General features: G+C 61.1%; 17 protein-coding genes. 11 read left to right on the top strand and 6 right to left on the bottom strand.

The window, feature by feature from the left end:
• Positions 1 to 67 precede the first annotated feature (67 nt).
• The 3 genes from J5278_RS08115 to J5278_RS08125 all read left to right on the top strand — a co-directional run bounded on the left by J5278_RS08115 (position 68) and on the right by J5278_RS08125 (position 3,534).
• Complete coding sequence (locus tag J5278_RS08115; RefSeq protein ID WP_209184202.1) at positions 68 to 1,453, top strand: aldehyde dehydrogenase family protein; 1,386 nt, start codon at positions 68 to 70, stop codon at positions 1,451 to 1,453.
• Positions 1,450 to 2,598 (top strand): iron-containing alcohol dehydrogenase, encoded by a 1,149-nt coding sequence (locus tag J5278_RS08120; RefSeq protein ID WP_209184201.1) that lies wholly within the window; start codon positions 1,450 to 1,452, stop codon positions 2,596 to 2,598. Before J5278_RS08115 ends, J5278_RS08120 begins: the two co-directional genes overlap by 4 nt.
• A 219-nt stretch (positions 2,599 to 2,817) precedes the next feature.
• A complete protein-coding gene (locus J5278_RS08125; RefSeq protein WP_209184200.1) occupies positions 2,818 to 3,534 on the top strand; it encodes a ParA family protein in 717 nt (238 codons plus the stop codon).
• A gap of 390 nt (positions 3,535 to 3,924) precedes the next feature.
• On the opposite strand, the gene J5278_RS08130 is transcribed toward J5278_RS08125, so the two are convergent.
• Both J5278_RS08130 and J5278_RS08135 read right to left on the bottom strand, forming a co-directional pair.
• Complete coding sequence (locus J5278_RS08130) at positions 3,925 to 6,471, bottom strand: AAA family ATPase (RefSeq protein ID WP_247749111.1); 2,547 nt, start codon at positions 6,469 to 6,471, stop codon at positions 3,925 to 3,927.
• 528 nt (positions 6,472 to 6,999) lie between these two features.
• Positions 7,000 to 8,421: a L,D-transpeptidase gene (locus tag J5278_RS08135; RefSeq protein ID WP_219258331.1), complete on the bottom strand. Its 1,422-nt coding sequence runs from the start codon at positions 8,419 to 8,421 to the stop codon at positions 7,000 to 7,002.
• Positions 8,422 to 8,670: 249 nt separating this feature from the next.
• Here J5278_RS08135 and J5278_RS08140 point away from each other — a divergent pair, with 249 nt between their 5' ends.
• The 4 genes from J5278_RS08140 to J5278_RS08155 all read left to right on the top strand — a co-directional run bounded on the left by J5278_RS08140 (position 8,671) and on the right by J5278_RS08155 (position 12,295).
• Positions 8,671 to 9,519 carry a DUF4432 family protein gene (locus J5278_RS08140; RefSeq protein ID WP_209184197.1) on the top strand — a complete coding sequence of 283 codons (849 nt, stop codon included), beginning with the start codon at positions 8,671 to 8,673 and terminating at the stop codon, positions 9,517 to 9,519.
• 91 nt (positions 9,520 to 9,610) lie between these two features.
• Complete coding sequence (locus tag J5278_RS08145; RefSeq protein ID WP_142823227.1) at positions 9,611 to 9,949, top strand: beta-lactamase hydrolase domain-containing protein; 339 nt, start codon at positions 9,611 to 9,613, stop codon at positions 9,947 to 9,949.
• Between the two features lie 82 nt (positions 9,950 to 10,031).
• Positions 10,032 to 10,376, top strand: coding sequence for a RidA family protein (locus tag J5278_RS08150; RefSeq protein ID WP_111223016.1), 345 nt, complete (start codon positions 10,032 to 10,034; stop codon positions 10,374 to 10,376).
• 194 nt (positions 10,377 to 10,570) lie between these two features.
• The gene (locus tag J5278_RS08155) at positions 10,571 to 12,295 is read left to right on the top strand and encodes a penicillin-binding protein 2 (RefSeq protein WP_209184196.1); all 1,725 of its coding nucleotides are present in this window, start codon (positions 10,571 to 10,573) and stop codon (positions 12,293 to 12,295) included.
• A gap of 47 nt (positions 12,296 to 12,342) precedes the next feature.
• Here the strand turns inward: J5278_RS08155 and J5278_RS08160 are convergent, their stop codons facing one another.
• From J5278_RS08160 to J5278_RS08175, 4 genes are read right to left on the bottom strand one after another with little or no spacing between them, the layout of a single operon-like run.
• Positions 12,343 to 13,995 (bottom strand): thiamine pyrophosphate-binding protein, encoded by a 1,653-nt coding sequence (locus tag J5278_RS08160; protein ID WP_209184195.1) that lies wholly within the window; start codon positions 13,993 to 13,995, stop codon positions 12,343 to 12,345.
• On the bottom strand, positions 13,992 to 15,194 hold the full coding sequence (locus tag J5278_RS08165; RefSeq protein ID WP_209184194.1) for a CaiB/BaiF CoA-transferase family protein: 1,203 nt from the start codon (positions 15,192 to 15,194) through the stop codon (positions 13,992 to 13,994). The genes J5278_RS08160 and J5278_RS08165 overlap by 4 nt, the downstream gene beginning before the upstream one ends.
• A gap of 17 nt (positions 15,195 to 15,211) precedes the next feature.
• Entirely contained in the window at positions 15,212 to 16,171 is a 960-nt protein-coding gene (locus J5278_RS08170; RefSeq protein ID WP_209184193.1) for a DMT family transporter, read from the bottom strand.
• Between the two features lie 16 nt (positions 16,172 to 16,187).
• Entirely contained in the window at positions 16,188 to 17,120 is a 933-nt protein-coding gene (locus J5278_RS08175) for an alpha/beta fold hydrolase (protein WP_209184192.1), read from the bottom strand.
• A 166-nt stretch (positions 17,121 to 17,286) separates the two neighbouring features.
• Between J5278_RS08175 and J5278_RS08180 the strand changes: the two genes are divergently transcribed.
• From J5278_RS08180 to metF, 4 genes are all read left to right on the top strand, one after another.
• Positions 17,287 to 18,036: a ribonuclease gene (locus tag J5278_RS08180; RefSeq protein ID WP_209184190.1), complete on the top strand. Its 750-nt coding sequence runs from the start codon at positions 17,287 to 17,289 to the stop codon at positions 18,034 to 18,036.
• Positions 18,037 to 18,236: 200 nt separating this feature from the next.
• Complete coding sequence (gene ettA / locus J5278_RS08185; protein ID WP_142823220.1) at positions 18,237 to 19,886, top strand: energy-dependent translational throttle protein EttA; 1,650 nt, start codon at positions 18,237 to 18,239, stop codon at positions 19,884 to 19,886.
• Between the two features lie 178 nt (positions 19,887 to 20,064).
• Positions 20,065 to 21,090 carry a metalloregulator ArsR/SmtB family transcription factor gene (locus J5278_RS08190; RefSeq protein WP_209184188.1) on the top strand — a complete coding sequence of 342 codons (1,026 nt, stop codon included), beginning with the start codon at positions 20,065 to 20,067 and terminating at the stop codon, positions 21,088 to 21,090.
• 1 nt (position 21,091) lies between these two features.
• Positions 21,092 to 21,997 (top strand): methylenetetrahydrofolate reductase [NAD(P)H], encoded by a 906-nt coding sequence (gene metF / locus J5278_RS08195; protein WP_209184186.1) that lies wholly within the window; start codon positions 21,092 to 21,094, stop codon positions 21,995 to 21,997.
• Positions 21,998 to 22,259 lie beyond the last annotated feature (262 nt).

A 22,259-nucleotide genomic window follows, 5' to 3' on the forward strand; every position in this document is an offset into this window, starting at 1 on the left:
ATCCTAGCCTATGGTGCCGCCGGTCACGTCAAGACATTGGCTTGTTGAGCCTTTTGGAGCAGAGAGAATGAGCATGATTCAATGCATTTCGCCGGTTAACGGCGAGGTCTATGCCGAGCGCCCCGGCCTGTCGCTGGAAGTGGCGAGGGAGGCTGTCGCCCGCGCCCGCAAGGCGCAGAAGGACTGGGCGCGCCGGCCGTTGGAAGATCGCGTGCAACTGGTGATGAAGGGCGTGGCGCGGCTGAACGAGATGGTCGATGCCGTCGTGCCGGAACTGGCCTGGCAGATGGGGCGGCCGATCAAGTATGGCGGCGAGTTCCGCGGCTTCAACGAGCGCTCGAACTATGTAGCGGCCATTGCAGCCGACGCGCTTGCGCCGCTGGTGGTCGAGGACAGTGCAACCTTCGAACGCCGCATCGAGCGGGAGGCGCACGGCGTGGTCTTCGTCATAGCACCCTGGAACTACCCCTACATGACGGCGATCAACACGATTGCCCCGGCGCTGATGGCTGGCAATGTCATCATCCTGAAGCATGCGGCCCAGACGCTGTTGGTTGGCGAGCGCATGGTGCAGGCCTTTGTCGAGGCTGGCGTGCCTGCCGATGTGTTCCAGAATGTCTTTCTCGAGCACGATATCGCCGACGCGTTGATCTCCGAAGGCAGCTTCAATTTCATCAATTTCACCGGTTCGGTCGCAGGCGGTCGCGCCGTCGAGCGGGCTGCGGCCGGCACCTTTACCGGGCTTGGCCTGGAGCTTGGCGGCAAGGATCCAGGCTACGTTATGGAGGACGCCGATCTGGACGCGGCTGTCGACACGCTGATGGACGGGGCCACCTTCAATTCCGGCCAGTGCTGCTGCGGGATCGAGCGCATCTACGTCAACGAAACCCTCTATGATGCCTTCGTCGAAAAATCCGTTGCCTGGGTATCGAACTACAAGCTTGGCAACCCGCTCGACCCGGAAACGACGCTCGGGCCGATGGCGCACAAGCGCTTTGCCAAGGTTGTCCGCGAACAGATTGCAGATGCCGTCGGCAAGGGTGCGAAGGCGCTGGTCGACCCGAAACTGTTTCCGGCCGATGACGGAGGTGCCTATCTCGCGCCGCAGATCCTCGTCGATGTCGATCACTCCATGGCGTTCATGCGCGAGGAAACCTTCGGTCCGGCGGTCGGTATCATGAAGGTGAAAAGCGACGCCGAAGCGCTCGAACTGATGAACGACAGCCAGTACGGGCTGACGGTGTCGCTCTGGACGCAGGATTCGGATCGGGCAGCCCGGCTTGGCCGCGAGATCGAGACCGGCACCGTGTTCATGAACCGCGCCGACTATCTCGATCCTGCGCTTTGCTGGACCGGCGTCAAGCAAACGGGTCGTGGCGGCTCGCTGTCCGTACTTGGCTTCCACAATCTGACACGTCCCAAATCCTACCATCTGAAGAAGGTGACAGCATGAGCGCGATTACTGCCAACTGGAGCTATCCGACCTCCCTGAAGCTCGGCCGTGGCCGTATTTCGGAGCTGGCCGAGGCCTGCAAGAGCCTCGGAATGAAGAAGCCGCTGTTCATTACCGACCGTGGTCTCGCGACTATGGCGATCACCAAGACGGCTCTCGACATTCTGGAAGAAGCGGGCCTCGGGCGGGCGATGTTTGCCGAAGTCGACCCGAACCCGAACGAGAAAAACCTGGAAGCCGGCGTCAAGGCCTTCAAGGATGGTGGCCATGATGGTGTCGTCGCCTTCGGTGGTGGCTCTGGCCTCGATCTCGGCAAGTGCGTCGCCTTCATGGTGGCGCAGACGCGCCCGGTCTGGGATTTCGAGGATATTGGCGACTGGTGGACGCGCGCCAACGTCGACGGTATCGCGCCCATCGTTGCGGTGCCCACCACAGCGGGCACGGGCTCGGAAGTTGGCCGGGCCAGCGTCATCACCAATTCGGTGACGCATGTCAAAAAGATCATCTTCCACCCGAAGTTCCTGCCCGGCGTCGTCATTTCCGACCCGGAACTGACGGTCGGGATGCCGAAGATCATCACCGTTGGCACGGGCATGGATGCCTTTGCCCATTGCCTCGAGGCTTACTCCTCGCCCTTCTATCATCCGATGTCGGCCGGTATCGCGCTCGAGGGCATGCGGCTGGTGAAGGAGTTCCTGCCGCGCGCAGTCAGGGAGGGCACCGATCTCGAGGCCCGCGCCAACATGATGGCGGCTGCCGCCATGGGTGCGGTCGCCTTCCAGAAAGGGCTTGGCGCCATCCACGCGCTTTCCCACCCGATCGGCGCCGTCTACAATACCCACCATGGCATGACCAACGCTGTCGTCATGCCGGCTGTGCTGCGCTTCAACAGGAAGCCGATCGAGGAGAAGATCGCCCGAGCTGCTGCCTATCTCGGTATTTCCGGCGGGTTCGACGGGTTTTACGACTACGTGCTGCAACTGCGGGCCGATCTCGGTGTCCCGGATAACCTCACCAAAATGGGGATCGCCAGCGACCGGATCGACGATCTCGCAGCGATGGCGATCGAAGATCCCAGCGCCGGTGGCAATCCTGTTCCGCTGACGCTGGAAAACACAAAGACGCTGTTTCGCGATTGCTTCTAGCCGCTGGAGCGAGCCCAGACGACGGCCGGGGGAGGCGAAAGCGCTCCCGGTCTTGAGGCTGCATCTCGCTGTTCGGATGTGATTATGAGAATGTCCGCATGAAATGAGGGTGGCGACGTTTGTACTTTGTTAACCATAATTCGAAAGGATGGTTAAACGCACCATGACCCCCGGTGCAAGCCGGAGCGATGGTGAAGCTCCCTTTGCCTAGGACATACCATGCCAGTCATCACATTTGCCAATACCAAGGGCGGCGCCGGTAAAACCACTGCGGTTCTGCTGCTTTCGACCGAACTGGCTCGCAGAGGCTATCGCGTCACCATCCTCGATGCCGATCCGCAGCACTGGATTTCGCATTGGAGCGAGATGTCCGGGCCGGTTGCCAATATCTCCGTTATCGACTTCGTCACCGCCACGTCGCTGCCGCTGCATATCCGCGAGAACCAGGCATCGACCGATTATTTCATCATCGACCTGCCGGGCACGCGCACTCCGCTGCTGGCAACCGCCATCGGCCTGTCGGACCATGTGCTGATCCCGATCCAGGGCTGCGCCATGGATGCTCGCGGCGGGGCGCAGGTGCTGGAACTGCTGCAATACCTCGCACAGAAGGGCGGCATCCACATCGACCATTCCGTCGTGCTCACGCGTGTCAATTCGATGGTGACGACCCGCGCCCTGCAGACCGTCAAGACGCTGCTCAACCAGCGTCAGGTATCGGTGCTGGAAACGCCGATCGTCGAACGCTCGGCCTTCCGCGATATCTTCGACGTTGGCGGTACTCTGCAGACGCTCGACCCGACCAGGGTAAGCAACCTCGAAAAGGCGCGCCACAATGCCAGCGAATTCGCCGAGGAGATGCTGGCGAAACTGCCCGTCCGCCTCACCTCCTCAGCCCGCATCGCAGCCCATCGACTGATGTCCCGCGCGGCCTGAAAAGCAGACAGGCCAGGGCGCGTTGGCCCGGACATCCGGCTTGCGTATTGCAGGGCGCACGCCTGGCGCGAGCTGGTCGAGATGACCCGCAACGGCTCAGTCGTTAAGTGGCTTGCAGAGCTGTATTGGATCGAGGCTGAACTGCCTGGGCTCGATCCGGAGGCTCGCTTTGCCAGACGGCTGAGCGGTCAGCGCCGCCGATGCCGTGGAATTATTCTGGACGAACAAACGGCTGAAGTCTGCTGTCGGCCCGAAGCAGCCATCGAGGAGGCGCTAAGCCAACGTCGGCCTAGCGCCTTCATGGCAGTCGTAGATGTTGTAGTGGCACGCGCCCGAGAGCGGGCATAGCCTCGCTGCCGCGCCATGTTTCCTACGCGGGCCTCAGAATGACTATGCTACTGCATTCTGCCGAATACGAAGAGCGTCGGCCCAGTCCTTTAGGGCCTTAATATCGTCCGAGATCTCCGAAGGTGGCGGTGGCTCCTCATTACGAACGCGCGACGGATCATGCGCCTCGATGAAGTCGCTGCATTTATTAAACGCTGCTCGGAACGCTTCCGTATCCGTCTCCAAAAGCGCGGTGACCTTCTTCAAATGCTTGGTATCAATGTAATCCCGGTGCCGCATCAGCACACCTGCGAAAACGATCTCCTCGAGCGCGCGCTCCCACGTGGCCCGCAGAAAACCGTAAAGTCTGACGGCGGAGCTGCGGTAGCCGTCCTCGTCGTTGGCATCATAAAGAGCCTTGGCAGCCCGTTGGTCTTTCTCGAGCCGGTCCAAGCGCGCCTTGACGCCAGCATGATCCCACGGCAATCCATCGCCCACGATACCAGTACCTTCCGGGCCGCGTGAAAGGTTTGCAAGCTTGGCGGGAATGCCTTGGCCGCGGGCGTTGTCATTCAGATCGTTCACGAACACCAGGTCGTGGGTGAAAACAATAATTTGACGTTCCTTCGCCTCCTCCACGAGCCTTTGCGCGACCTTCTTACGCCAGCGGTGGTCGAGCGATGTCACAGGGTCGTCGAAGATGAGTGCGGACTTGTGTGTGGCTGTCGCGAGCTCGGTCAGGAAAGCCGCCAGTGCTACGCAGGTTTGCTCGCCTTCACTCAGCACCAGATGCACCTTGGTCTTGGGATTTGCGAACAGACGGATTTGGTAGTTTGGCGAGCCGTACTGGCCGCCGGAACGCACCACTTCAACACGCACCTTTTCCGCCGCAAGCCTGACGATCTCTCTCTGGAAGCGATCACGCATCCGGGGAGTAATGATATCATCGGCAAGTGCGTTGCCAAGTTTCGTGATAGTTGTCGTCGCGGTCTGCCCCAGGCACTTGGCAATGCGCTCGAGCTTTGCCAGCCGCTTGACCTCCTTCATGGCGACCGCGTGAAGGGCGGTAGCTGCAGCTCGGTCTTCGAGCTCGTCATGCTCGGCCTGCAGGATCTGACGGCCTACGACATCGGCTGCCGCCTCTAACTGGCCGGCATAGGTACGGGTGTCACTCTCAAGTGCCAGCAGCTCTGCTTCCGGGATCACCGACATCGGCGACAGTGTCATGACAACGCTGTGCTCGATGTCTCGCAGACACTGTAGTCTACGCAGATCGGCGGTGGCCATAAAGCGCAGCACCTCGGCGGCGACATCAGCGCGCTGGATGGAAATCCGCCTGCGTATGTCCGCCACTAGCCGAATATCCGGTTTACGCATCCGGAACTCTTTGAGTGTATTCATATAGACCTTCTCGGCCGCGTCAGCCTGCTTTTCCGTATCATCGCGGATGAAACCCTCGAAGCCGCCCAGCCGCGCACCGGCCTCGGCGCTGAGCGGCTGATGGCACAATATGCAGTGTTCACCTTCCGCCGCCGGGAACTGCCGCTCAACATGCTTAGAATAGTGCCGCGCCGCCTCCCATAGCTCCCGCCATACTTCCGCGCCGACGCCGGGGAAGGTGGCGTCCTTGAAGGCGTTTTCCGCGGCGATCGTCGCGGCAAACCGTTTGGTTCTGGCATCGTCTGCAAGCGATTTCAGCGTGTTGAGAGCGTCGTCGGAATAGTATTCCTCAACCTTTCTGAGATAGCGCAGGACCCTCGCGATACCATCGGCAAACTGGTGCTGCTCGGCGGCGGCCTCAACCGGATTTTTGGCGAGGTCTTCGGTGAGTTGCTGGAGCCGTGCCCGTTCGGCATCGGTCATGACTGCGAGGGTCGCCAGCGGCTCCAGCTTGGTATTGTGCTTGAGATTGGACATGATACGCCCGACGGCTGTGGTCGCCCGCCAAGTAGGCATCTCGAACACGGGATCGCGGAGCGCCTTGAACTGGGTCTCTTCGGCCTGTAGCAGCACTTTGATCTGCGTGCAGACCGCCGCGAGGTCGTCGGGAATGTCGAGCCCGAACGGCCGGAAGGCAACCTCTGTCTTGTCCTGGATGTGGACTGCGCCGCATTCGCGGTCGAACACGCTAACGGCAGAAAGCACCGGATCAGGATTCTTGTTGTCCTCCCATGGCAGCACAGACTGCTGCACGCCGTCTTGCGAGATTGTAAAACTGGCCGTGGCCTTGCCGCCGATCGTTAAGGAAAATGCGTCGGGCATAATTTCACCGGCTTTGCGTGCCCTGCAGGCACGCTTCAACACTCGCCCATATCCCGATTTGCCGGCTCCGTTTGGTCCGTAAACAACTGTCAGGCCCTGTTGTTCGAACGTAAGGGTCTGCCTCGGAGCCAATTGGTTCACGCCGACGACATCGCCGAGGGAGACTAATGCGATGGTTGCGCCGTTACCGGGGTTCGCAGGCAAATGCACCGCTTCCAGCGCTGCGGCCATCAGTGAGATATCGGGCGCGCCGTGCTCTTTCTTACAGAGGTCCAAAACTTGGTCGATGGCCGCAGCATCAAGTGTACCACCCGTTACAATACGCCGCAGTGCATCTCGCTGCCACAATGGACGCCCTTGCGACCAATCCAGTATCGTTTGAAGCACAGTTTTCGGCGGGCCAGCTTGGTGCATAATCAAAGCTTTACTTGGAGGTGTTTGCGACAATGGCAGCAGCCCGCAACCTATACTAGCACACGTAACATACAATCGATGGGGTGTCGAAACTCGTAGTTATCAACAAAACGCAGGCCCAATGCCGGCGGTGTGCTGATTTTCCCTTTTATGTTTGACTCCGGGACACACCCCGAACGATGCCCCGTTCACCGCAATGCCGAATGCCGATTGATGTCTGCTATTGCCCTCAATTGGTTCAAAGCCGCCAGTCCCCTCCCTGCCCCTTTTCCGACTTTCAAAAGTTGAATTGAGTATGGCAGCTGTTGGCGCAATGCCGCCATCAAACTTTCATTTCGGAACTTCCTATCGCGCTTGGTCAATATGCGAGGAAGGCAGTGCTCGTTCCTGAAAACCCGCGTTCTTCAAATAAAAAAGCTGCCGGAGGGATGTCCGGCAGCTTTTTATCGTGTCTGATTTTTTCTAGTCGACGAATTCGACGACAGTGCCCGGCTTGACCATCTTTGCCAGTTCCGTTGCGTCCCAGTTCGTCAGACGCACGCAGCCGTGGCTCTGCGACTTGCCGATCTTGGAAGGCTCCGGTGTGCCGTGGATACCGTAGGTCGGCTTCGATAGGGCCATCCAGACAGTACCGACCGGACCGTTCGGGCCTGGCGGAATGTCCAGCACCTTGTCGTTGGCGCCCTGCTTGAAATTGATCTTCGGATTGTAGGTGTAGCCCGGATTGAAGGCGACGCGCTCGACGGTGACCGTCCCCGAAGGCGAGGGGGTGTCGGTCGAGCCGATCGATGCCGGATAGGCGGATATCAGTGCGCCGCTGGCGTCATAGGCGAACACCTGCTTGCGCGCCTTGTCGGCGACGATGCGGGCGACTTCGCCGGTCTTCGGCGGGCCGATGTTGACGACCTTGACCGTCGCACCCGGCACGGTGAAATCCACGCCCGGATTGATTTCTTTCAGATAACCCTCATCCATATGGAAGCGCTCGGCGAGCATTTCGGTCGTGGAGGTGTATCCGAGCGACGTCAGGCTTGCCTTCTTGGCATAGTCTTCCGGAATTTCGGCCACGTAAGGTCCGGCTGCGTCTGCCGGCGTGATCGTGTAGTTGACGATCGGCATGCCGCCCGAGTTGCGGAGATCCTCGAGGATGGCGTCGGTGTTGTTCGGGTCGAGTTGCTGGCCGGTCATTTGCTGGTAGGCGTAGATCGCCTTGGTGACGTTGCCACCGATCCGGCCGTCGATGGAACCGGGTGAAATACCCTTGCGATCGAGGAACACCTCGAGCGCGGTGATCTCCATCTTCGACTTGTTCTTGAGGGTGATGACGGGCTCTACCGTTCTTGGTCTCGCGGGCGCGTCATCGGGGTTGAGCGACGCATAGTCGCCATTTCCGCCGCCATTGCCCTGCGCATCCGGAATGCCCTGGTTGTCCAAAGGTATCCGTTCGATGGAGCCGCTGCCCGGAATGCCGCCGGTGACGGCGCCGGGTTCCCGCTGGCCGTAGAAATCGTCTGGCTGGCCGTTGCCGTAATCGTTGCCATAGCCGCGGTTGCTGCTGAGTTCGGTATCGCCATAACGGTTCGTGTCGCCGCCGCCATATCCATCGCGGCTCGGAGCCTTGGGGTAATAGGTGCTGGCGCGCATTTCGGTTGCGATGACGGTGCCGTAGCGGTCGACGAGGACGCGGTTGCCGCGGCGGTCGCGCGTCATCACGACGTCGCCCTGTTCCGGGATCTGCTCAAGGATGCGTCCATCGGGTGCTACCAGCACCGTGTCACTGTTCTGGCCTCCATAGTATTGCTGCGCCTCGACGGGCGAGAGCGTCGCGACGGAAGCAGCAAGCACGGCGGCCAGCGATAAGCCTGTCTGGAAGAATCGGTTCACGTTAGGTCTGTCCTTGATCGGTCGTCGGTTGCCACACACACTTCAATCTTGACACGAGTGTGGAATATTTCGGCAGCATGCTGAATAAAAGATAAAAATTCGTCACGTTGTGGTTATCGACGTAACGCCGCGCTGCGGGATTGGTTGCCGGCTCCTGATTTCGTGATCCAGGCCACGGTCGGTATGGTTAACAGTGTTATAACGCGCGGTGGCGGGCAGGCAGCGCCGGCGCAAGGGAGGGTACTGCGCATGATCGAATTTTCAGCCATTAAAGGGCCGAAGCTGAACCTGGACGAAGCGTCGGTCATGGATATCGGCGCCTGTGTCGTCGATGGCATCGACCTTGCGCCCGGCAAGGCCGTTCCGGACGATGGCGATGCGCGGATTTCCCATTCGGTCGAGGGTTTCCTGTTCACCTGCGGCCCGGACCATATCCGCCATCGCGAACCGATGCAGGGTGCCCATGCCGGCCGGACCTATCCGCTGCACGGGTCTTTTTCGGCGACGCCTGCCCGGGTGCTCTGGACGCGCTTCGACAATGGCAATGCAGAATGCCGGGCCGATGTCGACGTGGTGACGGCCGAAGGACGCACAGCGCGGCTCGAGCGCTTGTGGAGGATCGACGGGGCGACGGGCGAGGTTTTCCTCGAGGACCGGGTGATCAACACTGGCAGCGAGCCGATGCCTGTCTTCCTGATGTATCACATGAACATCGGTGGAAAATGGTTCGACGACGCTGTGCGCCTGACCGGGCAAATGCTGGAAGGCGGTGGTTTTCCCTGGACTTTCGGAGAGGAACTCGGCGGCATATTCTGCGTGCCGGCGCCGGCAACGGAGGCCGGGTTTTCCGAGGTTTCTCTCGGGCCGATTGCGAAGATCGGCGGCAAGACGCTGCGGGTGCGGATTGCAACCGAAACGCTGCCGTTTCTGCAGGTCTGGCGCAACCAGAAGGCACCCGCCGATGTGCTCGGCATCGAACCGGTGTCGCACCGATGGGTACCACGCGCAGAGCTCGAAGAGGCCGGCGAGTTCAACATTTTGCAGCCGGGCGAGGGGCGGAATTTCGGCCTCAGCTTTGCCTTTGTCGAGGCCCGCTGAGCGGTTGACGCTCGCGGTCTCGCGTCGTAGATCAGCGTTACCGTTTCAGAGAAAGCCGATCCCAAAGACCGGTCTCAAGGAGGAATGTGCCATGGATATCCGCAAGATCGACGACCAATACTCGGTCACAGGTCAGATATCGGTCGACGATCTCGACGAGATCAAGGCGATGGGCTTCGAGTCGATCGTCTGCCATCGTCCAGACCATGAAAGCCCGGATCAGCCGCTGTTCGACGATATCGCCACGCGCGCCGAGGAACTGGGCTTCATCGTCGCGCATGTGCCGGTCGGCCCGATGGGTGTCACCGAGGAAGCGGTCAGCAGCATGATGGATGCGCTTGACGAGTTTCCGCGGCCGATGCTCGGCTATTGCCGCTCCGGCGCGCGCTCGACGGCGATCTACGAAAAGACCAAGCATATGCGCATGTAATCCGCATCCTGCGGACATGCCTGCCGGTGCCGCGCCCTGCGGCATCACGACCATAGAATTCGACCACCATCAGGAGAACCACATGAGCATCAAGCGCATCGACCCCGGCGCCCGCATGAGCGGCGCAGTCGTCCACGGCAACACCGTCTATCTCGCTGGCCAGGTCGGCGAAGGCGAAACCGTTACCGAACAGTGCAAATACGCGCTGGCCGAAGTCGACCGCCTGCTGGCGGCTGCCGGCACCGACAAGTCCAAGATCCTGCAGACGCTGATCTATCTCTCGGACATGTCCTATTTCGCCGAGATGAACGCTGCCTGGGAAGCCTGGGTCGATCCGGCCAACACGCCGGCCCGCGCCACCAGCGAAGCAAAGCTCGCCGCACCGAAATACAAGGTCGAGTTCACGGTCACAGCCGCAATCGGTTGATCATTGGTATTGTACAAAGAAAGCCGGCGGGTGCCTTATCCTCGCCGGCTTTTTTGTGGATAGGCGGTCGTAACGGAACCGTGAGGGCAGCGGTGCCTCCGGCTTTACGGTTTCTTAATATCCTTAACGCTAAGTTAATCTGATTATAAGGTTGCCGTCTTCAACCGCATCCGTGCCTGTTAAAAAGTTGGACGATGTCTCTTATCCACGCCCTTACGCTTCGCAGCGATCGCCTGATAAGGCTTAGTCTTGGCGCCCCCCGCGGCAAGGATTCCAAGAAGGGCAATGTCCGCAAGTCACGGCAGAGCAAGTCGCGACTCGGCATCCTCGCCGGTACTCTCTGCGTCGTCTACTGCGTGGTGTTCGGGAAGCTGATCTTCCTCGGCATGCAGCCGCAGGCAGACACGACGAACATTCCCGCAGGTCCGGCCATGGCCTCGCGTCCCGATATCGAGGATCGCAACGGCGCGCTGCTGGCAACCGACATCCGGACTTTCTCGATGTATGCCGAGCCGATCAAGATGGTCGACGTCGACGACACCATCGAAAAGCTGACGAAGATATTTCCCAATCTCGACAGGAAATCAACCTATCGCAAGCTGTCCGACAAGCGGTCGCATTTTGTCTGGCTGGAACGTCAGCTGACACCGAAGCAGCAGGGCGAAATCCTCGCCCTCGGACTTCCCGCCATCGGCTTCCGCCCGGAAGTCCGCCGCTTCTACCCCGGCGGCAGCACCGCTGCGCATGTGCTCGGCTATGTCGATATCGACAATCATGGCGTTGCCGGCATGGAGAAATATCTCGACAACCAGGGCCTTTCCGACCTGACGTCGGCGGGTCTTGCCAGCAGCGAACCGCTTGAACCGGTGAAGCTGTCGATCGATATCCGCGTTCAGAACATCGTTCACGATGTCGTCGTGGATGCTATCAATACCTACAAGGCCCAGGCCGCCGGAGCGGTCATCCTCGATATTCACACCGGTGAAGTCCTGGCCATGGCTTCGGCACCCGATTTCGATCCTAACGCACCGAATGCCAATGGCTCCGATGGTTGGCTCAACCGGATGTCTAACGGCACCGACGAAATGGGCTCCGTCTTCAAGACCTTCTCGGTGGCAATGGCCATCGATACCGGCCTCGTTAAGCTGACCGACACCTTCGACGCCAGCGCTCCCCTGCACTACGGTGGCTTTACAATCCATGACGACCGGGATGTGCCGCGTCGTGTCCTGTCGATTCCGGAAATCTTCCGCTATTCGTCCAACATCGGTACTGCCAAGATGATGGAGAAGGTCGGGATGGATAACCAGAAGGCCTACCTGACCCGCTTCGGACTGCTATCGAAGATGCAGACGGAGCTGCCTGAGGTGAAGGCGCCAAGCCAGCCGAAAGTCTGGAAGAAGCTCAATTCCATCACCATCGCATTCGGCCACGGCGTTGCTACGACGCCGATGCAGACTGCCGTCGCGGGTGCTGCTCTCATCGACGGCGGCAAGCTGATCGAGCCAACCTTCCTGATGCGAACCCAGGAAGATGCAGAAAAAACCGAAACGATGATCGTCAAGAAGAGCACAAGCGACACTATTCGCTACCTCTTCCGCCTCAATGGTGAGCAGGGCACCGGCAGAACAGCCGACGTGCCTGGCTATCATGTCGGCGGCAAGACGGGCACCGCCAACAAGGTCATCCACGGTGTCTATTCGCACAAGCTCAGCTTCAATTCGTTCCTGGGCGCCTTTCCCATGGGGAACCCGAGATATGTCGTGCTGACCTTCATCGACCAGCCGCTGACGGGCGTACATAACCTGAACCTTGCCGCTGAAACAGCGGCACCCATGGTGCACGATATCATCACCAGGGCGGCGCCATTGCTGGGCGTGGAGCCCGACTTCGGCAGCGCCGAATTGGCTGCCTATTAGTCTGAACTTGTCCCAAAGATGCGGCCTGACGGCAGGCCGCCCCCCGGCTACTTCAGGCCGGCAATCTCGTTGAGCGTCCGCGTCGGCGTGATTGCCTGCGGGTCGAGTACGATCTCGATGATTGCGGGCTTGCCGCTTGCCCGTGCGCGCTCGATGGCAGGTGCAAACTCTGCCGTTGTCTTCACCGTCTCGCCGTGGCCGCCATAAGCCCGGGCGAAAGCCGCGAAGTCGGGGTTGGTGAGCTTCGTGCCGCTGACACGGCCGGGATAGTCGCGTTCCTGGTGCATGCGGATCGTGCCGTACATGCCGTTGTTGATCACCAGCGTGATGATCGGCAGGCCGTATTGGACCGCCGTCGCAAACTCCTGTCCGTGCATCATGAAGCAGCCGTCGCCTGCAAAGCAGATGACTTCACGCTCCGGAAACAATGCCTTTGCAGCCACCGCCGCCGGCAGGCCGTAGCCCATCGAGCCCGAGGCGGGGGCTGCCTGGGTGTTGAACTGGCGGAAGCGATGGAAGCGGTGCAGCCACGTCGCATAGTTGCCGGCGCCATTGGTGAAAATGGTATCGGCTGCCGTGTTCGCCTCGATCCAGTCCATGATCCGGCCCATGTGGACATCGCCTGGGCTGGTTTCAGGGGTTTTGGACCATGTGCGGTAGGCGGCATGCATCCGGGCGGTGCGCTCTGCCCAGATGGGCGTTGCCGGCGCGGGAAGATCCGCCAGAGCGGAGACGAAATCGGCAGGGCTGGCGCAGATGGCAAGATCCGGCCGATAGACGCGCCCGAGTTCCGACGGGTCGGGATGGATGTGCACCAGCGTCTGCGCCGGGTATGGGATATCCATCAGCGTATAGCCGGAGGACGGCATTTCGGAGAAACGACCGCCTACCAGGATGAGGAGGTCGGCCTCCTTGATCTCCTTGCCGAGCGCCGGGTTGATGCCGATACCGACATCGCCTGCATAGGAGGGGTGGAGATTGTCGAACAGCATCTGCCGGCGGAAGGAGCAGCCGACCGGCAGCTGGAAGCGTTCGGCGAACGTCCGGAGCGATGCCACCGCTTCTTCGTTCCAGCGCGTGCCACCGACGATGACCATTGGCCGCTCCGCAGCCATCAGCCGGCGCTGGAGTTCGTCGATCTGGCTTTTACCGGGATGGCTCGCCACCGGCATATAGGGCTTTGCCTCGGGCGCCTCGACGAGGTCTCGCAGCATGTCTTCCGGCAGGCTCAACACGACGGGGCCGGGGCGTCCGGATGTGGCGACGGCAAAGGCGCGGGTGACGAATTCCGGAATGCGTGCGGCATCGTCGATCTCGCCGACCCACTTGGCGAACTCGGTGAAGGCGCGGCGATATTCGACTTCCTGAAACGCCTCGCGTTCGCGGGCATCGCGCTGCACTTGGCCGATGAACAGGATCATCGGTATGGAGTCCTGGCGGGCGATGTGGAGGCCGGCAGAAGCATTCGTAGCGCCCGGGCCGCGTGTCACCATGCAAATGCCGGGTTCGCCGGTCAGCCGGCCCCAGGCATCGGCCATCATCGCAGCCCCGCCTTCCTGGCGGCAGACGAGAACCTCGATGTCGCTGTCGTGCAGCGCGTCGAGCACGGCCAGGAAGCTTTCGCCGGGAACGCAGGAGATGCGCTTGACGCCATTGGCTTTCAAAGCCTCGACGATGAGCTGGCCGCCTGTGCGTTTCATGATCTTGCCTTTCCTTCGAGGGCAGCGAGTTCCGCCAGCACCTCGTCCTGATGTTCGCCGAGCCTCGGGCTCGGCCGTTCGTAGCGTAGGGGTGTTTCGTAGAGAATGACCGGGGTGCGAACGCCCGGAATGGCATTGCCGGCTGCATCGTCGAGATCGATGCGCAGGCCGCGCGCCACCACTTGGGGGTCGGCGAACATTTCCTCGATGGTATTGATGGGACCAGCCGGAACGCCATTCTGCTCGCAGCGCTGCAGCAGGGCGGCCTTGGTCCATTTCAGCGTCTCGGTCGAGACGAGCTGGCGAACTTCCATGCGGTTGGCAACGCGGGCCTTGTTGGTGGCGAAGCGCTCGTCGCCGACGATAGCCTCGATACCGAGCAGGCCGCAAAGACGACGGAACTGGCCATCGTTGCCGATGGCGAGAATCAGGAAGCCGTCGGCGACGGGCACGACCTCATAGGGAGAGATGTTGGGATGGGCATTGCCCAGCCGCTCCGGCGCCTTGCCTGATATCAGGTAGTTCATGTTCTGGTTGGCCAGCACTGCCGCCTGGACGTCGAGCAGCGCCATGTCGACCAGTTGCCCCTCACCGGATTTGAGGGCATGGATCAGGGCCGCCTCGATTGCCGAGACCGCGTAGATGCCGGTGAAAATATCGGCGATGGCGACGCCCGCCTTCATCGGCTGTCCGTCCGTCTCGCCGGTGATCGACATGAAGCCGGACATGCCCTGGACGATGTAGTCGTAGCCGGCGAGATTGGCATAGGGACCGGTCTGGCCAAAGCCGGTGATCGAGCAATAGACCAATTTCGGATTGAGCTTGTGCAGGCTCTCGTAGTCGAGGCCGTATTTGACCAAGCCGCCGAGCTTGAAATTCTCGATCAGAACGTCTGCCGTCATGGCCAGCCGGCGAACCAGATCCTGGCCGTCGGCAGTGCGCAGATCGGCGACGATGGAACGCTTGCCGCGATTGGCCGAGTGGTAATAGGCGGCGGAGAGATTTGCGCCCTCCGCATCCTCGACAAACGGAGGTCCCCATTGGCGCGTGTCGTCGCCGCCATGCGGGTTTTCCACCTTGATCACATCGGCACCGAGATCGGCCAGCATCTGGCCTGCCCAAGGTCCAGCCAGCACGCGCGCGAGTTCGATGACGCGGATGCCTGCGAGCGGTGGCTTTTTTATCGGTCGGTTGGTCATGTTTTGCAGATCTTCGATCAGGGTGCGCGGAGCGATTGAGATGTATCGGATACCGGCTTGGATGCAAGCCGCCGCTCGCGCCAAAGGATGTAGAGACCGGAGCAGATGATGATGAGAATGCCTACCCATTTCAGCATGTTCGGGAAATTGTCGAACACCAGCCAGCCGAAGATCGTCGCCGAAATGATCTCGAAATACTGCAGCGGTGCGAGCGTCGATGCCCGGACGGCGCGGTATGCATAAAGTGTCAGCATCCCGCAGACGGCTGCCGTCACGCCGACGCCGAGGAGATGGAGTGCGGCAGTGGCGTCCGGCATGACAGGCGACAGGATAGCATTGCCGGTGAGGCTGCCGATTGCCAGCAGGATCACGGAGAACAGCAATCCCCAGAGGCCGGTGTTCAGCTGCATCGACGAGGCCGGTTCGCTGTGGGACAGGACGCGCGTCAAAAGCACGAAGATCGAGCCGCAGAGCGCTGTAACAACGGGGAGCAAAGCGACGAAGCCGAGTTGCTGGAAGCTGGGCTGGATGATCAGCAAGGCGCCACTGAATCCGACGACGCAGGCCGCGTAACGCCGCCAACCCACCGTTTCCTTCAGGAAGATGCTGCTGAGAACGGTGAGGATAATCGGCTGGACGAAGAAGATGGCGATGGCATCGGCAACCTCCATCACCTGTAACGTCGTCACGAAGGTGATCATCGACAACACCAGCAAGCCGCCACGCAGGGCGTGAATTCTTCTCTGCCACCACGTGCCAGGCATCCAACTGCGTTTCCAGACGATCATCGGCAGGGCGAACAGGCATTGAAAAAGAAAGCGTGCCGCTGTGACCTCGACCGGCGGGATGGTGACAGCCGCCAGCTTGGAAAAGATGTCGACGATCGGCGACAGCATGACCGACACGAACATAAGGGTCAGGCCCATCGTCATTTCCGACGAATGCCGCTGGCTGAGCGTATGGCTGGGGCTTTGCATCGACATTCCTCCGGCGTCAGGGCTTTGGCAAGACGCGTTCGCACCACGCGGCAAAGTTCGCCGTGGCCCTGTTGGCATCGACCTCGTGCAGGGTCTCGTGCCGCATTTCGCTATAGATTTCCGTTGTGATATTCGAAAAGCCGAATCCTTTCAAACGGTTTGCCAGCCAGGTTATGGCTTTACCGTAATCCGTCGCCGGATCCTGCGCGCCCGCCACCAGATGGATTGGCAAGGTGGGACGTAACCGGGCGAGGTGGCGTCGCTTCGGTGCGGCAAAACTCATCGCCAGCAGGTCGCGCCAGAGGGATACACAGGCATCGAAGCCGGAGAGCGGGTCGGCGATGTAGGCATCGACCTCGGCCGGATCGGTCGACAACCAGTCGAACAGCGTGCGGTGATCGGGGATGGACTGCCCCCAGGCGCCGAAGGTCAGTCGCGGTAGCAGGGCGCTCGGGACATCCGAGCCTTTGAGCATGCGCTCGATGCCGAGGATCAGCTGTCCAGCCCGTCCGGCGAGGCCGGGATGAAAGTTCGAGTTCCACACTGCGACGGCATCGAAGTCTGCGGGATGGGCGATGGCGGCGGAAAGGCTGATCAGTCCGCCCATGGAATGACCGAAGAAGACGACAGGCAGGCCGGGGTGGTCAGCCGAGGCCAGCGACCTCACGGCCATGACGTCCGCGATGACGCACGCCACGCCATCGCGGCGGGCGAATTGGCCAAGCGGCGCATCCGGCGCCTTCGTGCGGCCATGGCCACGGTGGTCGTGCGCGTAGACGTGATAACCGTTGCCCGCCATCGCCTCGGCAAAGCGACCGTAGCGGCCGGAATGCTCGGCAAGCCCGTGCAGCACGAGAAGGATGCCGCGCGCCGTGCCCGATGCGGGCTGATGACGGTAGGCAAGTGTCGCGCCCGTCGGGCTCTGGTGCCGTCTTATCTCTTGAAACATGGGATCTCCTCGCATCGCTGCACCTGACGGCAATGGCTGGAACTTTGCAATGCAACTTCGGGGAGGCGCACAGGATAATGATAATCCGGCGGTGGGGAATTTACAGCTTGCGACGGAAGGTGCGATCTGCTTACTTGTTCTCTTATTGTTCCTGGGGTGGGTCATCATGCACGTTGTTTCATTGAGGCTTCTGGCCGCTCTTGCCTGCCTGCCGGTTTTGCTGGGCAGCCTCTCCCTTCCGGCCGAAGCACGCGATGGACAGACTAGGTTTATTCTTGCGGCCAGCTGGGAGCCGGCATTCTGCGCTACCAACGCTGAGAAGGCCGAGTGCCGGGACGAGAGCGCCAACGGCTTCGATGCCACCCACCTGTCGCTGCACGGGCTCTGGCCGATGCGGCAGAACTATTGCGGTGTGCCGGATGCGCTGCAACAGGCCGACCGCAGTCATGGCTGGGACAGCCTGCCTGCCGTCGAACTGTCGGCGGCGACCAAGGCCGCTCTCGACAAGGCAATGCCGGGCACGCAGTCTGGCCTCGAGCGCCATGAGTGGCTGAAGCACGGAACCTGCACGAAACTCTCGGCAGACGCCTATTTCGGCACTGCCGTGTCTCTGATCGATGAATTGAACGCATCTGCCGTCGGCGCGCTGTTTGCGGCGAACGTCGGCAAGACACTGGATGCCGAACGCATCAAGGCCGCATTCGACAAGAGTTTTGGCGAGGGCGCCAGTGGCCGCGTCAAGATGAGCTGCCGCGGCAACGGCAGCGCGCGGGTGATTTCCGAGCTCACCATCGGCCTGTCGCAGGATGCGGTATCGCCCGGCGAGAGCGGTCCGAGGTTGGGCAAGCTGATCCAGGGCGCCGGTAGTACAGCGTTCGGCTGCAACGAAGGTCTGGTGCAGGCAGTCGGCCGCTAGGATTTCTGACTGCGCGGCGGCGTTGTCCGATGGGTATCGTCAGCGGCGGGGCAGGCTTGGACGTCAGCGGTTTGGCTGATTGCGTCACCCCGGTGGTCGACAAATGCGGCACAAGGCCGGTTTCGGCGTTGCCGCGCGGCGTGGTTTCCCTTACATAGCGGCTCAAACCCAGATCTCTTGCGCCTAGGAGAAGCCCAGCAATGGCACGCCAATTCATCTATCACATGTCGGGACTCAACAAGTCTTACGGCGCGAAGAAAATCCTCGAGAACGTCAACCTGTCGTTCTACCCCGATGCCAAGATCGGTATCCTCGGCCCGAACGGCGCGGGTAAGTCGACCGTTCTCAAGATCATCGCCGGCCTGGACAAGGAATTCACCGGGGAAGCCTGGCTCGCCGAAGGCGCGACCCTTGGCTACCTCGAGCAGGAGCCGCATCTCGACGAGACCAAGACGGTGCGTGAAAACGTCATGGAAGGTGTTGCCAAGAAGACGGCTGTTCTCGAGCGCTACAACGAACTGATGATGAACTACTCCGACGAGACGGCCGAAGAAGGCTCGAAGCTGCAGGACATCATCGACAGCCAGAACCTCTGGGACCTCGAAAGCCAGGTCGAAATGGCGATGGATGCGCTCCGTTGCCCGCCGCCTGAATCGGAAGTCACCAGCCTGTCGGGCGGTGAGCGCCGTCGCGTTGCGCTCTGCCGATTGCTACTGTCGCAGCCGGACCTGCTGCTGCTCGACGAACCAACCAACCATCTGGATGCCGAGACCATTGCCTGGCTGGAAAAGCACCTGCGCGCCTATCCCGGCGCCGTGATGATGATCACCCACGATCGCTACTTCCTCGACAATGTCACCGGCTGGATCCTCGAGCTCGACCGTGGCCGCGGCATTCCTTACGAGGGCAACTACTCGGCCTACCTGCTTGCCAAGGCCAAGCGCATGCAGCAGGAAAACCGCGAAGAGGCAGGACGCCAGAAGGCGATCTCGCGCGAGCAGGAATGGATCGCCTCCAGCCCGAAGGCCCGCCAGGCAAAATCCAAGGCCCGTATCAAGTCCTACGAACAGCTGGTCGATGCCGCCGAGAAGCAGCGTCCCGGCGACGCCCAGATCATCATCCCGGTCAGCGAGCGTCTCGGCCAGGTTGTCATCGAGATGGAGAACGTTTCCAAGGGGTTCGGCGACGAGCTGCTGATCAAGGACTTGTCGATCAAGCTGCCGCCCGGCGGCATCGTCGGCATCATCGGCCCGAACGGCGCCGGCAAGACGACGCTGTTCAAGATGATAACCGGCCAGGAAAAGCCCGATGCCGGCACCATCCGCATCGGCGACACCGTGCAACTCGGCTATGTCGACCAGAGCCGCGATGCACTGGATGGCTCGAAGACCGTCTGGGAAGAAATCTCGGGCGGCGCCGAAATCATCAAGCTCGGCAAGTTCGACATGAATTCAAGAGCTTATTGTGGCGCGTTCAACTTCAAGGGTGGTGACCAGCAGCAGAAGGTCGGCAATCTTTCCGGCGGTCAGCGCAACCGTGTGCATCTTGCAAAGATGCTGAAGGCTGGTGGCAACGTGCTGCTCCTCGACGAACCGACCAACGACCTCGATACCGAAACGCTGGGTGCACTGGAAAGCGCGCTGGAATCCTTCGCCGGCTGCGCCATCATCATCAGCCATGATCGCATGTTCCTCGACCGGCTGGCGACCCACATCCTCGCCTTCGAGGGTGACAGCCATGTCGAATGGTTCGAAGGCAACTTCGAGGACTACGAGCAGGACAAGATCCGCCGCCTCGGCGCCGATGCGTTGAACCCGAGCAGCCAGGCCTACAAGCGCCTGACGCGCTGATTGCCATCGGCGCGCGCTACACAAATTCGAGATCCCCCGCAGCTGCGGGGGTTTTCATTTGCGGCCCTGAACTGCCGGTTCGCCGGCTCGCATCTGACAGTAGCGACCTTCCATTTCCCACTTGCGCCATTGCCCTCAATCACATAAAGATATGTTTATGTCTTGATTGGGTGAGCGTATGGCGGATCTTGTTAAATTTGGTCTCGAGGGGCTGGTCGATGTCCTGAAAGCAGCAGGCGAGCCGACGCGGCTCCGGCTGCTGGCGCTGCTGGCCGCCGGCGATTTGACGGTCACCGACCTCACCGAAATCCTCGGTCAATCCCAACCGCGTATTTCGCGCCATCTGAAGCTTCTGGGCGAGGCGGGCCTGATCGATCGCTACCAGGAGGGCGCCTGGGCCTATTTCCGCCTGAAGCAGGATGGTGCTGCCGTGCATCTCGCCCGCACGCTGCTGCGCCACGCCGACGAGAGCGACCCTGTCCTGCTGCGCGACAGCGAACGTCTCGGTTCGGTGAAGCATGTACGCGCCGAGCGTGCCCAGGCCTATTTCAGCCACAACGCTGCCGAATGGGATGAGCTCCGCCGCCTGCATGTGGCCGACGAGGATGTCGACGCTGCGCTGAAGCAGCTGATCGGCACCCGGCCGATCGACACGTTTCTCGATCTCGGCACGGGAACGGGGCGCATGCTTCAGCTGCTGTCCGGCGTCTACCGCCGCGCCATCGGCGTCGATGCCAGCCGCGACATGCTGGCAGTCGCGCGCGCCAATCTCGACAAGGCGAATATCACCACCGCCTCGGTGCGCCACGGGGATATCTTCAACCTGCCGCTCGAGGCGCAGGATTTCGACCTGATCACCATTCATCAGGTCCTGCATTTTCTCTACCAGCCGGAACTGGCGATCGGCGAGGCGGCGCGCATGCTGCGGCCGGGCGGCCGGCTTGTGATCGTCGATCTCGCCCCGCATGCGCTGGAATACCTGCGCGACGACCATGCCCATCTCCGCCTCGGCTTCAGCCACGCGACGATGGAAGAGTGGTTGAAGAAGGCCGGGCTGGAGCTCGAGGAGGTCAGGGACCTTCATTCCGGAAAGCAGAGTGGCGAGGATCTGACGGTAACGATCTGGGTGGCGCGCGATCCGCGCCTGCTGATCGCGACCAGTGAAAGCCGTCAACCAACATTACGCGCAGAAAAGAGGGCGTGACATGACTTCTACACCGGACACAGGGCGCAGCGACGTCAGCATCTCCTTCGAGTTCTTTCCGCCAAAGACACCCGACATGGAAGGCCAGCTTTGGGCCGCCATCACGGAGCTGACGGAATGGCAGCCCGAATTCGTCTCCGTCACCTATGGGGCCGGCGGTTCGACCAAGGCACCGACGCTGAATACCGTGCGCCGGATGATCGCCGAGACGCCACTGCCGACTGCCTCGCACCTGACCTGCGTCAGTGCCACGCGCGAAGACACACACCGGGTCGTCGATGAGTTGCGTGCGGCCGGCGTCAGGCACTTCGTTGCCCTTCGCGGCGATCCGCCCGGCGGCATCGGCACCGCTTACCAGCCACATCCCGGCGGCTACGAGAATGCCGCAGCGCTGGTGGCGGGCTTGCGCGATATCGGCGACTTCGAGATCTCGGTGTCTGCCTATCCGGAGAAGCACCCGGAGAGCCGCGACACGGCTGCCGATATCGACATGCTGAAGCGCAAGGCCGACAACGGCGCCGACCGTGCTCTGACCCAGTTCTTTTTCGACAATGACGTCTTCGAGACCTACATGGAGCGGGTGCGGGCGGCCGGTATCGCCATTCCCGTGCTGCCGGGCATCATGCCGATCCAGAACCTGACGCAGCTAAAGCGCTTTGCCGGCATGTGCGGCACTAGTATCCCGTCCTATCTGGACGAACGCTTTGCCGGGCTCGACGACAAGCCTGAAGAGCGGGCCAAGGTGGCGGCCGATGTCGCGGCAGAGCAGATCGAGGATCTCGTGCGCCGGGGCCACCGTGAATTTCATCTCTATACGATGAACCGCGCTCCCCTGGTCGGCGCCGTGCTCGAGCGACTGGGTTTCAAGCGCACCAAGATTGCAGCGGCGGCAGGCGCTGCTGCCTAACGACGGAAAAAGCGCCGGCCTTTTCAGGACCGGCGCTCATTTCAAACCCGTATGTTAAGCTTAGAGAAGCCTGCATTTCCGGTCGCGGATTGCCGCGAACGGCGTCTCAGATGAATAGCATCGTCACGACGAACATAAATGCTGCACTGATCAGAAGGACGTTGATGGATTGCGTCAGTCCCATGGTCTGCCTCCTCCGTTAACCCTTAAAGCCTATGTCACAAATATGTCGCCCGAAAGCAATTTCCATACTGCACCGCAG

The organism is Rhizobium sp. B21/90 (assembly GCF_019355815.1).
Taxonomy (GTDB): domain Bacteria; phylum Pseudomonadota; class Alphaproteobacteria; order Rhizobiales; family Rhizobiaceae; genus Rhizobium; species Rhizobium rhododendri.